The 15133-nt window shown below is 71.1% G+C and carries 14 protein-coding genes; 6 read left to right on the top strand and 8 right to left on the bottom strand.

Annotation, left to right across the window (positions count from 1 at the left end; genetic code table 11):
• Nucleotides 1-33 precede the first annotated feature (33 nt).
• A complete protein-coding gene (locus tag DEJ04_RS16830) occupies nucleotides 34-615 on the bottom strand; it encodes a hypothetical protein (protein ID WP_111047822.1) in 582 nt (193 codons plus the stop codon).
• Between the two features lie 114 nt (nucleotides 616-729).
• Between DEJ04_RS16830 and DEJ04_RS16825 the strand changes: the two genes are divergently transcribed.
• Complete coding sequence (locus DEJ04_RS16825; RefSeq protein ID WP_027465835.1) at nucleotides 730-1170, top strand: GNAT family N-acetyltransferase; 441 nt, start codon at nucleotides 730-732, stop codon at nucleotides 1168-1170.
• 76 nt (nucleotides 1171-1246) lie between these two features.
• Here the strand turns inward: DEJ04_RS16825 and DEJ04_RS16820 are convergent, their stop codons facing one another.
• Nucleotides 1247-5023: a multifunctional oxoglutarate decarboxylase/oxoglutarate dehydrogenase thiamine pyrophosphate-binding subunit/dihydrolipoyllysine-residue succinyltransferase subunit gene (locus DEJ04_RS16820; RefSeq protein ID WP_181437868.1), complete on the bottom strand. Its 3777-nt coding sequence runs from the start codon at nucleotides 5021-5023 to the stop codon at nucleotides 1247-1249.
• A 177-nt stretch (nucleotides 5024-5200) separates the two neighbouring features.
• On the opposite strand from DEJ04_RS16820, the gene DEJ04_RS16815 reads away from it, so the two are divergent.
• On the top strand, nucleotides 5201-6640 hold the full coding sequence (locus DEJ04_RS16815) for a GuaB1 family IMP dehydrogenase-related protein (protein ID WP_071406349.1): 1440 nt from the start codon (nucleotides 5201-5203) through the stop codon (nucleotides 6638-6640).
• Between the two features lie 97 nt (nucleotides 6641-6737).
• Here DEJ04_RS16815 and DEJ04_RS16810 read toward each other — a convergent pair whose 3' ends face one another.
• The 4 genes from DEJ04_RS16810 to DEJ04_RS16795 form a co-directional block, all read right to left on the bottom strand.
• On the bottom strand, nucleotides 6738-7775 hold the full coding sequence (locus tag DEJ04_RS16810; protein ID WP_111047821.1) for a hemolysin family protein: 1038 nt from the start codon (nucleotides 7773-7775) through the stop codon (nucleotides 6738-6740).
• Nucleotides 7772-9172 carry a hemolysin family protein gene (locus tag DEJ04_RS16805; protein ID WP_071404734.1) on the bottom strand — a complete coding sequence of 467 codons (1401 nt, stop codon included), beginning with the start codon at nucleotides 9170-9172 and terminating at the stop codon, nucleotides 7772-7774. Before DEJ04_RS16805 ends, DEJ04_RS16810 begins: the two co-directional genes overlap by 4 nt.
• Nucleotides 9173-9329: 157 nt before the next feature.
• Nucleotides 9330-10412 (bottom strand): NADH:flavin oxidoreductase/NADH oxidase, encoded by a 1083-nt coding sequence (locus tag DEJ04_RS16800; protein WP_110864010.1) that lies wholly within the window; start codon nucleotides 10410-10412, stop codon nucleotides 9330-9332.
• Between the two features lie 9 nt (nucleotides 10413-10421).
• The gene (locus DEJ04_RS16795) at nucleotides 10422-11054 is read right to left on the bottom strand and encodes an HAD family phosphatase (RefSeq protein WP_111047820.1); all 633 of its coding nucleotides are present in this window, start codon (nucleotides 11052-11054) and stop codon (nucleotides 10422-10424) included.
• Nucleotides 11055-11078: 24 nt separating this feature from the next.
• Between DEJ04_RS16795 and DEJ04_RS16790 the strand changes: the two genes are divergently transcribed.
• Nucleotides 11079-11939: an ADP/ATP-dependent (S)-NAD(P)H-hydrate dehydratase gene (locus DEJ04_RS16790; RefSeq protein ID WP_111047819.1), complete on the top strand. Its 861-nt coding sequence runs from the start codon at nucleotides 11079-11081 to the stop codon at nucleotides 11937-11939.
• 264 nt (nucleotides 11940-12203) lie between these two features.
• Here DEJ04_RS16790 and DEJ04_RS16785 read toward each other — a convergent pair whose 3' ends face one another.
• Nucleotides 12204-12914, bottom strand: coding sequence for a YceI family protein (locus DEJ04_RS16785; protein WP_111047818.1), 711 nt, complete (start codon nucleotides 12912-12914; stop codon nucleotides 12204-12206).
• 83 nt (nucleotides 12915-12997) lie between these two features.
• On the opposite strand from DEJ04_RS16785, the gene DEJ04_RS16780 reads away from it, so the two are divergent.
• Entirely contained in the window at nucleotides 12998-14311 is a 1314-nt protein-coding gene (locus DEJ04_RS16780; protein WP_111047817.1) for a glycosyltransferase 87 family protein, read from the top strand.
• Nucleotides 14308-14616 (top strand): thiamine-binding protein, encoded by a 309-nt coding sequence (locus DEJ04_RS16775; RefSeq protein WP_071404568.1) that lies wholly within the window; start codon nucleotides 14308-14310, stop codon nucleotides 14614-14616. Before DEJ04_RS16780 ends, DEJ04_RS16775 begins: the two co-directional genes overlap by 4 nt.
• A 3-nt stretch (nucleotides 14617-14619) precedes the next feature.
• Here DEJ04_RS16775 and DEJ04_RS16770 read toward each other — a convergent pair whose 3' ends face one another.
• The gene (locus DEJ04_RS16770; protein ID WP_146247703.1) at nucleotides 14620-14808 is read right to left on the bottom strand and encodes a hypothetical protein; all 189 of its coding nucleotides are present in this window, start codon (nucleotides 14806-14808) and stop codon (nucleotides 14620-14622) included.
• 128 nt (nucleotides 14809-14936) lie between these two features.
• Between DEJ04_RS16770 and DEJ04_RS16765 the strand changes: the two genes are divergently transcribed.
• On the top strand, nucleotides 14937-15116 hold the full coding sequence (locus DEJ04_RS16765) for a hypothetical protein (RefSeq protein WP_111038590.1): 180 nt from the start codon (nucleotides 14937-14939) through the stop codon (nucleotides 15114-15116).
• Nucleotides 15117-15133: the final 17 nt, after the last annotated feature.

The following is a 15133-nucleotide window of genomic DNA, read 5'->3' as shown; positions in this document are numbered from 1 at the left end:
GTCGGGTGGGACGGATCGGGACGGGGACGGGGATCAGTCGGTCTGCGCTTCCCACACGAACGTGGTGCCGGCCTCGGACGACTGCACCTTGTTGGGCGCTCCCTCGCTCAGGTCGTAGCTGAAGCGGTAGGTCGTGCTCGCCGTGCCCGTCGCCGGCTTCCACGCGTCGACGCCGGTGCCGAAGGACTCGGACGCCATGAGGTCGGCGAGCGTCCCGTCGTGCACGGTCGTCCCCGTGGTGAAGGTGCTGCAGTCCCCGGCGGTACCCAGGGCGCCGCGCTCAACCTTCATGCCGACGTACTGCGCCAGTTCGTCGGCGTCGGCTGCGTCTGCGGCGTAGAGCTTCACGGTCGAGGCGTTGGTGGTGTTCGCCGTCACCGTGATGCAGTTCGAGCCGGCGGAGCCGGGCACCAGGTCGTCGACGTCGAACATCGCGACGCCCTGGTCGTCGTCGGTGAGGGAGACGGCGCCGGTGCGCCAGCTGTTCGCGGCGTTGTCGGTGCTGCTCGAGAAGGCGGCGTACGAGGCCGTGGCGATGAGTGCGCCGCTGGCGACGACGGCGAGCGGGAAGGCGATCCAGGCGGCGGTGCGGCCGTGGCGGGAGGTGATGTGCATGGCTGTCCTGTCGGTCGGTTCACCCGGCGGGTGATATGACAGCAGCGTATATGAATATCAGTTGTTATGGAACCCCGTCGCAACACGACCGACGGCCCGGGTAGGTTGGCCGACATGACCCTCTCCGTCGAGTCGACCACCACCTGGTCCGACACGGACGTCGCCGACGTCGCCGCCCTCGTCCGCCTGCTCGGTCACGACGTCGACGACGCGTCGATGCGCGCCCGCCTCGACCGGCTCACCCCCGAAGCCGGGCACCGCACCTGGGTGGTCCGTGGTGACGACGGCCGGGTCGTCGCGGTCGCCGGCGCGCAGGTCACGTGGGCGTACGCCAGCGACGAGCCGACGGCGCAGCTGCTGCTGCTGGTCGTCGACGACACGGCCAGGAGGCTCGGCACCGGTTCGGCGCTCATCGGCACGTTCGAAGCATGGGCGGTCGAGCAGGGCGCGCGTCGCCTCAGCGCCGTCAGCGCGGCCGCGACGGACAGCGCGCACCGGTTCTACCAGAAGCGCGGGTACCACGACGCCGGGGTGCGGTACACGAAGATCGCGTAGCGTCGCTTTCCTGGCGAACGTCGAAGCGCCCCGTGCAGGAGTCCCTCGGACTCCCGCACGGGGCGCTTCCCCGTGACTAGGCCGACGCGCTCAGTGCCGTGTCGATGACGTCGGCGGCCTCCTGCGCGGAGCGCTTCGAGGACCCCGTGGCCGGTGCGGCACTCGCCGAGCGGGCCGCGACGGACAACGGGCGACCGCTCAGGTGCGGCGACAGGTTCATGCAGACGAACGGCCAGGCGCCCTGGTTCTCCGGCTCCTCCTGCGCCCACACGACGTCGGCGTCCGGGTAGCCCGCCAGGACCTCGAGGATGCGGTCGAGGGGGAGCGGTGCGAGCTGCTCGAGGCGGACGAGTGCGACGTCGGTGATGCCGCGCTTGTCGACCTCGGCACGCAGGTCGTGGTGCACCTTGCCGGAGTGCAGCACGACGCGGCGCACGGCGCTCTTGTCGGTGATCCGCGCGTCGTCCAGCACGGGCTCGAACGTTCCGGTCGTGAAGTCCTCGACCGCGCTCGTCGCCTGGCGGAGCCGGAGCATCGCCTTCGGGGAGAACACGACGAGCGGCTTCTGCGGACGGGCCCAGGCCTGTCGGCGGAGCAGGTGGAAGTACGACGCCGGGGTCGACGGGCGCGCGACGATCATGTTGTCCTCGGCGCACAGCTGCAGGTAGCGCTCGATGCGTGCCGACGAGTGGTCCGGCCCCTGGCCCTCGTACCCGTGCGGCAGCAGCAGGACGAGGCCGGAGCGCTGTCCCCACTTCTGCTCGGCGGACGAGATGAACTCGTCGATGACGATCTGGGCGCCGTTTGCGAAGTCGCCGAACTGTGCCTCCCAGAGCACGAGGGACTCGGGGCGTTCCACCGAGTAGCCGTACTCGAAGGCCATCGCCGCGTACTCGCTCAGCAGCGAGTCGTACACGTAGAACCGGGCCTGGTCCTCGGTGAGGTTCGACAGCGGCAGCCATTCCTGGCCGTTCACCCGGTCGTGGAACACCGACTGGCGCTGGACGAACGTGCCGCGGCGGGCGTCCTGTCCGGCGAGGCGGACGGGCTTGCCCTCGACCAGGATCGAGCCGATCGCCATGAGCTCGGCCATCGCCCAGTCGATGCCCCCGTTGCGCGTCATCTCGGTGCGCTTGGTCAGCAGCTGTTGCAGCTTCGGGTGGATCGAGAACCCGGCGGGCGGGTTGCTGTGCGCGTCGCCGATCGCCCGGACGAGTTCTTCGGACACGGCGGTCTCGTGCACCTCGACCTCGGAGTCGTCGCGCTGCGCGGCCGGGCGTTCGAGCCCCTGCACCGCACCGTCGTCGTCGACCTCGATGACCGGGATGGTGCCGGTCTGTGCCTCGTGCGTCTCGGCGAAGGCGCGTTCCAGGCGGTCCTGGAAGTCGCGGTGCGCCTCGTCGTACTCCTCTTGCGTGATGTCGCCACGGCCGACGAGGGCCTCGGTGTACAGCGTGCGGACGGAGCGCTTCGCCTCGATGAGGTTGTACATCAGCGGCTGCGTCATCGAGGGGTCGTCGCCCTCGTTGTGTCCACGACGGCGGTAGCAGATCAGGTCGATCACGACGTCGCGGTGGAACTCCTCGCGGTACGCGAAGGCGAGTTCGGCGACGCGGGCGACGGCCTCGGGGTCGTCACCGTTCACGTGGAAGATCGGCGCCTGGATCGTCTTCGCGACGTCGGTGGAGTACACCGAGCTGCGCGCCGACTCGGGCGGGGTGGTGAACCCGACCTGGTTGTTGATGACGAGGTGGACTGTGCCGCCGGTGCGGTACCCGCGGAGCTGCGACATCTGCAGCGTCTCGACGACCACGCCCTGGCCGGCCATCGCCGCGTCGCCGTGCACGAGCACGGGGAGCACACCGAAGCTGCCGGGGGCCTCGCGGTCCTGCTTGGCGCGGACGATGCCCTCGAGCACGCCGTCGACGGCTTCGAGGTGGGACGGGTTCGCGGCGATCGTCACCGGGATGCTCGAGCCGTCGGACGTGCGGAACACGCCCTCGGTGCCGACGTGGTACTTCACGTCGCCGGAGCCCTGACCGGACACCGTGCCCGGCAGCGAGGACCCCTCGAACTCACGGAAGATCTGCCCGTAGGTCTTGCCGGCGATGTTCGTCAGGACGTTCAGGCGGCCACGGTGGGCCATGCCGATCGCGACCTCGGCCAGTCCGGCTCCGGCGGCGTGCTGGATCAGGGTGTCGAGGAAGGCGATGGTGGACTCGCCGCCCTCGAGCGAGAAGCGCTTCTGGCCGACGTACTTGGTCTGCAGGAAGGTCTCGAACGCCTCGGCCTCGTTGAGCTTGCCGAGGACGCGGAGCTGCTCGTCCTTCGACGGCTTCGAGTACGGCACCTCGATGCGCTCCTGCACCCAGCGACGCTGTTCCGGGTCCTGGATGTGCATGTACTCGATGCCGACCGTGCGGCAGTAGGCGTCGCGCAGGATCCCGAGGACGTCGCGGAGCGGAGCCGAGGTGGTGCCGGCGAGCCCACCGGTGACGAACTCGCGGTCGAGGTCCCAGAAGGTCAGCCCGTGGCTCTCGATCTCGAGGTCGGGGTGCGTGCGCTGGCGGTACTCGAGCGGGTCGATGTCGGCCATCAGGTGCCCACGGACGCGGAAGCTGTTGATGAGCTCCTGCACGCGCGCGGTCTTGTTCACCCGGTGCGCCAGGTCGACGTTGATGTCGTTCGCCCACTGGATCGGCTTGTAGGGGATCCGGAGTGCGGCGAAGATGCCGTCGTAGAAGCCGTGCTCGCCGATGAGGCGCTCGTGCACGTGCTTGAGGTACTCGCCCGAACCGGCGCCCTGGATGACGCGGTGGTCGTAGGTGCTCGTCAGGGTGATGGTCTTGCCGATGCCGAGCTCGACCAGGGTCTTCGACGCCGAGCCCTGGAACTGCGCCGGGTACTCGAGGGCGCCGGCGCCGATGATCGAGCCCTGCCCCTTCGTCAGACGGGGGACCGAGTGCACGGTGCCGATGCCGCCCGGGTTGGTGAGCGAGATCGTCGTGCTCTGGAAGTCCGCCGGGGTGAGCTTGTTGTCACGGGCACGCTTGACGAGGTCTTCGTAAGCGGAGAGGAACTGACCGAACGTCAGGGTCTCCGCGCGCTTGATGCTCGGCACCAGGAGCGAGCGGGTGCCGTCCTTCTTCGGGACGTCGATCGCGATGCCGAGGTTCACGTGCGCCGGGGCGACGACGAACGGCTTGCCGTCGCGCTCCTCGTAGTAGACGTTCTGGCTCGGGAAGTCCTTGAGCGCCTGCACCATCGCCCACCCGATCAGGTGCGTGAAGGAGATCTTGCCGCCGCGGGCGCGTCGCAGGTGGTTGTTGATGACGATCCGGTTGTCGATCATCAGCTTCGCCGGGATCGTCCGGACGCTCGTGGCGGTCGGGACGGTCAGCGAGGCGTCCATGTTCGACGCCAGCGTCTTGGCCATGCCCCGCAGCGGGGTCGCCACGTCCTCGTGGGTCTCCTCGTGGTCGTCGGCGGCGTCGTTCGCCTCGGCCGGGATCGGCTGCGGTGCCGGCTGACGCGAGGTGGTCTTCGCCTGGATCGGGCCCGACTTCGCCTCGCCCGGGGTGTCCCCGGTGGCCGGCTGCTGCGTCGACGACTGCTGCTGGGCGGATGCCTGCTGGGCCGGTGCCTGCTGTGCCGGCGCCTGCTGCGCGGGGGAGCCCGCCGGAGCCGGAGCGTCACCGACCTGCGTGCGGTGGTAGCTCTCGAGGACCGGCCACCAGGACTTGTCGACCGACTCCTTGTCCGCGACGAACTGCTCGTAGAGCTCGTCGACGAGCCACTCGTTCGCCCCGAATTCGCCCGCGGTCTCGTCCGTTCCGGTCAGATGGCTCGACACAGCCGATCGCCCACTCTCCGTCGATAGATGCTCGTGTGTGTCGTGCGGAGCAACCCTGCGCCGCACAGGTGCCAAGCCTAGCCGCTCCGACATGTCCGTTCCGTGTCAGCCGCGGCGCGAGTCGGCAGCCCGCGAGCACCCGGTCGGGGCCGTGACGGGAGCCGTACAGTGGAGCGCATGAGGTTCTACGAGACGCGGCCGACGCACGACCTGACCTACTCCGACGTCTTCCTCGTCCCGAGCCGTTCGGGCGTGACGAGCCGCTTCGACGTCGACCTCGCGGCGAACGACGGCAGCGGTGCCACGATCCCGATCGTCAGCGCCAACATGAACTCCGTCACCGGCCCCCGGCTCGCCGCCACCCTGGCCCGCCGCGGTGGGCTGGGCGTGCTGCCGCAGGACATGCACCTGCAGGACCTCGACGCCGCGATCCGCTGGGTGAAGGACCAGCCGGTCGACTTCGACACCGCCTACGACATGGGTGCGCAGACCACCGTCGCCGAGGCCCTCGAGCAGCTCCTGCCGGTGGCCGGCCGTGGTGTGGTCGTCCGCGACGCCGACGGCGAGTACCTGGGCTGTGTGCCCGCGACCCGCCTCGGCACCGCCGGCCCCGACGCCGTCCTCGGCGACCTGCTGCACGGTGCCTCGACCGCGATCGACGCCGAGGACGCCGGCACGCCCCGCCACGTCTACGACGTGCTCGCGGCCGCCGAGGTCGACTTCGCGCCGGTGATGCGGCACGGCCGGGTCGTCGGGACCACGAGCCAGACGAGCGCGATCCGCTCCGACATCTACACGCCCGCCGTCGACGGTTCCGGCCGGCTCCGGGTCGCCGCCGCGCTCGGCATCAACGGCGACGTCGCCGCCAAGGCCAAGGCGCTGGCGGCCGCGGGCGTGGACGTCCTGGTCCTCGACACCGCGCACGGCCACCAGGACGGCATGCTCCGCGCACTCCGCACGGTCGCGTCGCTGCAGCTCGGCATCCCGCTCGTCGCCGGCAACGTCGTCACGGCCGACGCCGTCGCACACCTGGTGGGGGCCGGAGCGGACATCATCAAGGTCGGCGTCGGCCCTGGTGCCATGTGCACCACCCGCATGATGACGGCCGTCGGTCGTCCGCAGTTCTCCGCCGTGCTCGAGACCGCCGCGGCGGCCCGCTCGCTGGGCGCACACGTCTGGGCGGACGGCGGGGTGCGCTACCCGCGCGACGTCGCCCTCGCGCTGGCAGCCGGGGCGTCCGCCGTCATGATCGGCTCGTGGTTCGCCGGCACGCTCGAGGCCCCCGGTGTCCTGCGCCGCGACGCCGCGGGCAAGGCGTACAAGGAGAGCTGGGGCATGGCCTCGGCCAAGGCCGTGCGTGAGCGGTTCGAGCGGCTCGACCCGTACGAGCGGGCCCGCAAGGCGCTCTTCGCCGAGGGGATCTCGTCGTCGACGATCTACCTCGACCCGGAGCGCCCGAGCGTCGAGGACCTGCTCGACATGATCACCACCGGCGTCCGTAGCTCCGCGACCTACGCGGGCGCGTCGTCCCTCGCCGAGTTCTCCGAGCGTGCGCTGGTCGGCATCCAGTCCGCCGCCGGGTACGAGGAGGGCAAGCCCCTGCCCGTCAGCTGGTAGCGCGGACGGGGCGTGCGTCGCCCTGGTCGCGACCACGGACGGACTGGAGGCGCGGTGCCAGCTGGCACCGCGCCTCCAGTCCGTCCTTCCGCTGCGTCTACCGGCGTCGGGTCGCGTCCTCGACCTCGCCCACCAGTTCTTCGAGGATGTCCTCGAGGAACAGCACGCCGATCGTGCGGCCGTCCGCGTCGAAGGCGCGGGCCACGTGGCGCCCGGCGGCCCGCATGGTCGCGAGCGCGTCCTCGAGGTCCATCTCGGTGTAGAGCGAGATGAGCTGGCGGATGCGCTTCGGCGGCACCGGGTCGTCGAACTCGTCCGGTCGCAGGTCGATGACGTCCTTCACGTGCACGTAGCCGGTGGGGGAGCCGTCCTCGCCGACGAGCACGTAGCGGGAGAACCCGCGCTGTGCCACGGCGTGCTCGACGTCGGCCGGGGTGGCGTCGTCGGGCAGGGTGACGAGCTCGGCCATCGGCACGGCGACGTCACGGACCTTCTTCTCGGTGAACTCGAACGCCAGGGCGAGCTTGCCGTCGTCGGTCAGGGTGCCCTCGCGGCGGGACTGCTCCACGATGGTCTGCACCTCCTCCACCGTGAAGGCGCTCACCGCTTCGTCCTTGGGCTCGACGCGGAACAGCCGCAGCACGGCGTTCGCGACCTCGTTCAGGCCGACGATGACCCAGTGCAGGCCGTGACCGATGTACCAGAGCGTCGGCACGAGCAGCAGCGCGGCGCGGTCCGGCATCGAGAACGAGATGTTCTTCGGCACCATCTCGCCGAACACCACGTGCAGGAACGACACGAGCAGCAGCGTGAACACGAAGGCCACGGTGCCGATCACCTCGGCGCTCCAGCCGGTCAGGTGCAGCGGGACCTCGAGCAGGTGGTGGATCGCCGGCTCGGACACGTTGAGGATGAGCAGCGAGCAGACCGTGATGCCGAGCTGGGTCGTCGCGAGCATGCGGGTGGCGTGCTCCATGGCCCACAGGGTCATCTGCGCGGCCTTGGAGCCCTCCTCCGCGCGGGGCTCGATCTGGGAGCGGCGTGCGGAGATGACCGCGAACTCGGCCGCGACGAAGTACGCGTTGCCCAGCAACAGGACGACGAGCCAGAAGATGCCCCACCAGTCGGAGCTCATCGGGTGCTGCCCTTCGTCGTGGTGGCCGAGGCCTTCGTGGTGGTCGGGGTGCTCTTGGTGGACGGGATGATGATCGCGGTCGCCGCCGTGTCGGTCGACGGGCGCGTCGGGGTCCAGCGGATGCGGTCGATCCGACGGCCGTCCAGCCGCTCGACGCGGAACACCCCGCCGTCCAGGGGCACCTCGTCGCCGACGACGGGCAGGCGGCCCAGCGTCGACATGACGAACCCGCCGACGGTCTCGTACGGGCCCTCCTCGGGCACCTTCACGCCGGCGCGGTCCTCGAGCTCGTCGGGACGCAGCAGACCCGGGAAGGTCAGCCAGTCACGGGAGCGGACCACGTCGATGCGGGCGCGGTCGTGCTCGTCTGAGACCTCGCCGACGATCTCCTCGATCAGGTCCTCGAGCGTGACGACCCCGGCGGTGCCGCCGTACTCGTCGACGACGATGACCATCTGGTAGCCGCGACCGCGGACCTCGGCGAGCAGGGTGTCGCCGGGCATGGTCTCCGGCACGCGCTCAGCGTCGGTCATGAGTGCCCCGACGGGGACCTCCGGACGCTTCTCGCGCGGCACGGCGACGGCCTGCTTGACGTGCACGATGCCGACGACGTCGTCCGCGTCCTCCTCGATGACGGGGAAGCGGCTGAAGCCGGTCTTGCGGGCGAGGGCGATGACGTCCTCGGCGGACTCGGACACGCGGATGGTGGAGAGCCGCGGGCGCGGGGTCATCACGTCGCTGGCGCTCAGCTCGGAGAACGAGATGGTGCGCTCGAGGAGCGTCGCGGTGTCCTGCTCGAGCGAGCCCTCGGACGCCGACCGGCGCAGCAGCGAGGTGAGTTCCTCGGCGCTGCGGGCACCGGAGAGTTCCTCCTGCGGCTCGATGCCCAGCGACCGGAGCACGGCGTTCGCGGTGCCGTTCAGCAGCGCGACGGCGGGCTTGAAGACCGTCGTGAACGCGATCTGCAGCGGGACCACGAGCCTGGCGGTCTGCAGGGGCAGCGCGAGCGCGAAGTTCTTCGGCACGAGCTCGCCGAGGATCATCGACAGCAGGGTCGCGATGACGAGCGCCACGATCGAGCCGACGGTCTCGACGATGCCCTCCGGCAGGTTCATCGCCAGGAACGGCGCCTCGAGCAGCTTCGCGATCGAGGGTTCGAGCAGGTAGCCGGTCAGCAGCGTGGTCAGCGTGATGCCCAGCTGTGCGCTGGACAGGTGCGTCGAGGTGACCTTCAGCGCGCCGATGACCGGCGCGAGGCCGGCTTCACCGCGGTCGCGCCGCGCTTCGACGTCCGCGCGGTCGAGGTTGACCAGCGCGAACTCGGACGCGACGAAGACACCCGTGCCGAGGGTCAGCAGGATGCCGCCGATCAGCATGACGATGTCGATCGGACTCATGATTCACCCCCGTTCGCGCACAGGGATGACGTGCAGCTCACCGAGTGAGCGGCGGATGAGTGAGGCGAAGAACTATTCGGGGGATCGTCCACAGTGCTGCCAATCGTACTGCCTGCGCGGTCGCCGGACCGTGAATCCGTACAGAACGGACCCGCGCCTAGGCCGTGATCCGCGCGCGGTGGTACTGCTGCGGCTCGTAGTCGACCGGCACGCGGAGTTCGACGGCGGCACGGAGCGCGAACGACGGGTCGCGGAGCATCTCGCGACCGATCATCACGACGTCGGCCAGGCCGGTCGCGACGATCTGCTCGGCCTGGAACGCCTCGGAGATCATGCCCACGGCGATCGTCGGGATGCCGGCGTCGCGCTTGATCGCCGCGGCGTGCGGTACCTGGTAGCCGGGGCCGACCGGGATCGGCGCGCTCGCGACGTTGCCGCCGGTCGACACGTCGGCCAGGTCGGCACCGTGCTCCGCGGCCCAGCGGGCGACGACGGTGGTCTCGTCGAGCGTGAGCCCGCCGTCGACCCAGTCGGTGGCCGAGAAGCGGACGACGATCGGGAAGCCCTCGCCGACCTCGGCGCGCACGGCGTCGACGACCTCGAGCAGCGCGCGGGCACGGTTCTCGAGCGAGCCGCCGTACTGGTCGGTGCGCTGGTTGCTCAGCGGCGAGAGGAACTGGTGCAGCAGGTAGCCGTGGGCCGCGTGGATCTCGACCAGGTCGAACCCGGCCTCGACGGCGCGGCGGGCGGACTGCGCGAAGGCGAGGGCGACGACCCGGATGTCCTCGACCGCGAGCTCGCGCGGGACGTCGTAGCCGTCGAAGGCCACGGCCGACGGCGCGACCGTGGTCCAGCCGCCCTGGTCGGCGGGGACGGTGCCGTGCGTGGTGTCCCAGGGGCGGTACGTCGACGCCTTGCGGCCGGCGTGCGCCAGCTGGATACCCGCCGCGGCGCCCTGCTCGTGCAGGAAGTCGACGATCGGCTTGAACGCGTCGCGCTGCTGGTCGTTCCACAGCCCGAGGTCCTGCGGGGTGATCCGTCCCTCGGGCACGACGCCCGTCGCCTCGACCACGACCGCGCCGGCGCCGCCCTTGGCGAAGCCGCCCAGGTGCACGAGGTGCCACGTCGTCGGGACGCCGTCCTGCTGGTCCACCGAGTACTGGCACATCGGGGAGACCCAGATGCGGTTGCGGACGGTCAGGTCACGGACGGTGATCGGGTCGAACAGGGCGTGCGTCACGCGGGCTCCTCAGAGGACGGGTGCCGGCGCCTCGGCCAGTTCCGTCAGGAACGACCGCAGTGACGCCGGCGACGTGTAGTGGTGGCCGACCGCCCCGATCGCTTCCGCACCGGTGGCGTTCTCGGCCCTGTTGTCCACGAACACCATCTGACCCGGGTCGATTCCCAAGCGCGCACAGGTGTCGCGGTAGATGGATGCCGCGGGCTTCAGGACGTGCTCCTCGGCGCTCACCACGACGGTCTCGAACAACGAGCCAATCGGGGAGCGGCGGTACGGGTCGCCGAAGTCGAAGCCCGCGTTCGAGAGCAGGGCGACACGGGTGCCGGCGTCGTGCAGCTCCTCGACGATCTCGAGGGTCTCCGGCTCGACCTCGAACCACCCGGTGAAGTCGATCGCCCAGAACCGGTGGATCTCCGAGATGCTCCAGGTCCGTCCGGTCCGTTCCGCGATCGCACGCCAGTACGCCACGACGGACAGGTCGCCGCGGTCCAGGTCGTGCCGGAGCTCCTGGTACACCGGGAACAGCTCGTCGGCCGGGACCCCGGTGGCGGCCACGAGGGCGTCCCGCGAGGCGTGCGGCGTCCGGCTGATCACCTCGCCGTAGTCGAAGACCACCACGCGACCAGGCAGGAACAGGCTCATGTGCTCCACCGTAACGTGGGGCCGGTGAACGACTTCGTGCCCGTCCGACCGTCCGATGCCGCCGCGTGGGTCACCGCGCCGACGGGGGAGTCCACCAAGTACCGCCGCGGGGTGCTCGGCGTCGCGACCGGCTCCGACCAGTACCCCGGCGCCGCGGTGCTCGGGGTCGACGCCGCCGTGCACACCGGCGTCGGCATGGTCCGGTACGTCGGACCCACACGCGCCACCGACCACGTGCTCACCCGCCGCCCCGAGGTCGTGTCCGGCGTCGGCCGCGTGCAGGCCTGGCTCGTCGGCTCCGGGATCTCGGCGTCGTCGCTGGGTGAGCTGGACGAGACGACGGCGGCGGGCTTCTCGCACGCGTCCGACGACGGCGTGCCGGTCGTCGTCGACGCCGGGGCGATCCCGCTCGTCGACCTCGGGCCGCTCGCCGTGCTCACCCCGCACGCCGGTGAGCTCGCTTCGTTCCTCGGGGTCGACCGCGCCGAGATCGAGCAGGACCCGGCCGCCGCAGCGCTCCGAGCGGCGGAGCAGACCGGCAGCGTCGTGCTGCTCAAGGGCGAGCGGACCCACGTGGTCACCCCGGACGGGTCGGTGCGGCTCGTGGCGTCCTCGGCGACGCCGTGGCTCGCGGCGGCCGGTGCCGGGGACGTGCTGGGCGGGGTCCTCGGGGCGCTCGTCGCCGCGCGGCAGGGCTCCGTCGAGGCGGCCGGTTCGTCGCTCACGCCGTCGGACCTCGCCCACCTGGCCGCGTCGGCCGCGGTGGTGCACGGGCTCGCGGCGCGGCGGGCCTCCGGCGGCGGGCCGTTCCCGATGACGACGCTCATCGCCGAGCTGCCGGGGGTCGTGCGGGACCTGGTCGTGGACGGGGACGCGCGCGGCTAGCGGTCGGTGCGCGTGCACCTTCCGACGATCCACGAGGGGATCGACGCGTGTTCTGTCGAAGGATGCGCACGCAATGGATTCGTGCGCATGTTCCGACGGGACACCACAGGTTCGACAGGTGCAAGGTCGCAACATGCGCACGCATCAGCCAGCGGGTGCGGCTCCAGGACGCGACGACGGACGGACGGGAGGCGCGGTGCCAGCTGGCACCGCGCCTCCAGGCCGTCGGCGGGCACGTCACGGGCGTGACGGGCGTCGCGGACGTCAGCTCGCGGGGGTCGCATGCACCAGGAACTCGACGGAACCCGCGTCGTCGACCTTGACGAACCCCAGGCTCGGGGCCTGCACGCCGTAGTCCGAGAAGGTGATCGGGACCGAACCGGAGATGTCGACGCCGTCGCCGTTCAGGCCGACCTGCAGCTTCGCGGTGACGTCCTTCGTGACGCCGTGCAGGGTGAGCTTCCCCGGGGCCATCACGGTCGTCGTGTCGGAACCGCTCGGGACCGCGTCGGCGATCGGTCCGGTGAGTTCGAAGGTGGCCTCGGGGAAGGCCGCCGCGTCCATCGCGGAGTCGCGGAAGTAGGCGTCGCGCTGGTCGGAGTCGGTGGTGATGTCGGCGACCTGCACCGTGATCTTCGCGGCGGTGATGCTCGTGCCGTCGACGGTCGCGGTGCCGGCGACGCTGTCGGTGCGGCCGGTGACGGTGACGTCGGAGCCGTTCAGGACCTCGTGGACGCGGTACCCGGCCTCCGAGTCGCCGCCGACCGTCCACTCGCCGGACAGGTCCGTGTCGTCGAGGGTGGAGGCCTCGCGGGTGGCGGCGACGGACGGCGCGGCCGAGGCCTTCGCGTTCTCGGTGCTCGTGTAGACGTTCGTGAAGACCACCGCGCCCACGACGCCGAGGACGACGACGGCGGCGATGACGGAGATCCAGATGACGGCCTTGCGGCGCTTGCGCGGGGTGTCGGAGGTCACGAGCAGAACGGTGACACGTCATGCTCGGGAGACCCTGAGTCCGTGGCAGCGACCGTCCCCGGTCCGGCCGCTACGCTCGTCCGGTGCAGAGGACCTCGACCCGGTGGCTCGAACTCGCCGGCTTCGTCCTGGCGTTCGTCGCCGTGCACGGGTTCCTGTGGTGGCTGACCATCGTCTCGGCGAACCTGCCGCTCGGTGACGTGACCATCACCTACAGCCGCTGGATCGAGACCGGGCGGACCGCGGACTTCTGGGTCGGCATCGACGGCGCGTGGGTGTACCCGATCCTGGCGATCGTGCCGATGGCGGCAGCGGCCCTCGGGGGCGTCGCGTCGATCGGCACCGGCTGGCTGCTGCTGATGGTGCTGCTCGATGCCGCGGCGTGCGCGTTCCTGTGGCGGTTCCGGGCGCGTGTGGGGTCGTCCGACCGCTTCGGCGTGCACGGCGTGCGGGTCGTCTGGTGGTGGCTGCTGTTCCTGCTCGCGCTCGGGCCGATCGCGCTCGGTCGGATCGACACCGTCGCGACGGTGTTCGCGCTGGTGGGCGTGGCGTTCGTGGCCTCGAGGCCGACCGTCGCCTCCGCGCTCTTCACCGCCGGCGCGTGGACGAAGGTGTGGCCGGCGGCGCTCGTCGCGGTGCTGCTGCTCCTGCGCCGCGGACACCGCCGGGGTGTGCTCGCCGGAGCCCTGGTGCTGAGCGCCCTGATCGTGCTCGTCGACGTGCTGTGGGGCGGTGCGCCGTACCTGCTGTCCTTCGTCGGTGAGCAGACCGGCCGTGGGCTGCAGATCGAGTCACCGCTCGCGACGCCCTTCATGTGGGCCGCTGCGTTCGGCGTCCCGGGTGCAGCGGTGTTCTACGACCAGGAGATCCTGACCTTCGAGGTGTCCGGTGCCGGCACGTCCGCGGCCGCCGCGGTGTCGACGCCGCTGATGGCCGTCGTCGTGGTGGCCGGGGTCGTGCTCGCGCTCTGGGCCGCGCGCCGAGGTGCCCGTCGGGCCGAGCTCGCGCCGGTCCTCGCGCTGCTGTTCGTCGCGGCGCTCATCGCGACGAACAAGGTGGGGTCGCCGCAGTACATCGGCTGGTTCGCGGTGCCGATCGTGTGGGGGCTCGCGGCGGGCACCCCCAGTGCGCGCCGGTTCGTGCCGATCGCCGTGACCGCGCTGCCGATGGCCCTGCTCACGCAGGTGATCTACCCGGGCTACTACGACCAGTTGCTCGGCGTGCAGCCGTGGATCCTCGTGGTGCTCACGGTCCGGAACGTGCTCGAGGTGGCGATCCTGGTGTGGAGCGTCGTCGTGCTGGTGCGGATGGGGCGGGCTGCGGGGTCCGGACGGGTGTCGGCGCGCTCGTCGCCGTCCGTGCGCGACCAGCCCGAGCCGGGCAGGATGGACGCATGATCGTCGCCTTCTCCGTCGCTCCGTCCGGTGGTCCCGCTGCAACGTCCGACGGGTCCGTGCACGACGCCGTCGCGGCCGCCGTGCGCGTGGTGCGCGAGAGCGGGCTGCCGAACCGCACCTCGTCGATGTTCACCGAGATCGAGGGGGAGTGGGACGAGGTCATGGACGTCGTCAAGCGCGCCACCGAGGCCGTCGGGGAGTACGGCACGCGGGTGTCGCTCGTGCTGAAGGCCGACATCCGCCCCGGGCACACGGGCGAGATCGACGGCAAGCTCGAACGGCTCGAGGCCGCGCTCGGCGAGTAGTGGTCAGCGGCGCCGACGCGGACGCCTGCGGCGACGGGGGTCGGTGCCGAGGACCGCGGCGACCGTCAGCAGGACGAGGCCGGCGACCGCGAACACCACGACGATGACGATCCCGATCGGGTCGGTCGCGTCCTCGCAGTTCGCGGGCGCGCCGGCGGCGCAGGAGGCCAGGACGGTCGTGACGGTGGGCACGTCGTCATCCTGCACCGCAGCGTGGCCCGACACGCCGGAGCGGTCCCTCGGATGTCGGTGGCCGGGTGTCTCATGGTCTGCATCGAGCCACTTCCGGTGGCCTGCGAGACGACGATGAGGAGCGCGTGATGATGCACGACGGCTGGTGCCCCGACTGCGACCTGCGAACGGTCGTCATCGACACGGACGAACAGGGCGAGAACGCCTGGGCGAGCTGCGCGGAGTGCGGCACCGGATGGGTGCACCGCGACGAGCTGCCCGAGCAGGCCCCCGCACGGACCCGCACCCCGGAGCGCCAGGCGGCCTGAGCTCCCGCGGGCTTTCG

The organism is Curtobacterium sp. MCLR17_044 (genome assembly GCF_003234435.1).
Lineage (GTDB): Bacteria > Actinomycetota > Actinomycetes > Actinomycetales > Microbacteriaceae > Curtobacterium > Curtobacterium flaccumfaciens.
Note: the sequence above shows the minus strand (reverse complement) of the source record. Positions and strands in the feature narration are given on the sequence as shown.

Coding starts and splice junctions, on each gene's coding strand:
- DEJ04_RS16795 (WP_111047820.1), bottom strand. CDS start 11,054: ATGAGCCTGTTCCTGCCTGGTCGCGTGGTGGTCTTCGACTACGGCGAG.
- DEJ04_RS16775 (WP_071404568.1), top strand. CDS start 14,308: ATGATCGTCGCCTTCTCCGTCGCTCCGTCCGGTGGTCCCGCTGCAACG.
- DEJ04_RS16805 (WP_071404734.1), bottom strand. CDS start 9,172: ATGAGTCCGATCGACATCGTCATGCTGATCGGCGGCATCCTGCTGACC.
- DEJ04_RS16815 (WP_071406349.1), top strand. CDS start 5,201: ATGAGGTTCTACGAGACGCGGCCGACGCACGACCTGACCTACTCCGAC.
- DEJ04_RS16765 (WP_111038590.1), top strand. CDS start 14,937: ATGATGCACGACGGCTGGTGCCCCGACTGCGACCTGCGAACGGTCGTC.
- DEJ04_RS16825 (WP_027465835.1), top strand. CDS start 730: ATGACCCTCTCCGTCGAGTCGACCACCACCTGGTCCGACACGGACGTC.
- DEJ04_RS16830 (WP_111047822.1), bottom strand. CDS start 615: ATGCACATCACCTCCCGCCACGGCCGCACCGCCGCCTGGATCGCCTTC.
- DEJ04_RS16810 (WP_111047821.1), bottom strand. CDS start 7,775: ATGAGCTCCGACTGGTGGGGCATCTTCTGGCTCGTCGTCCTGTTGCTG.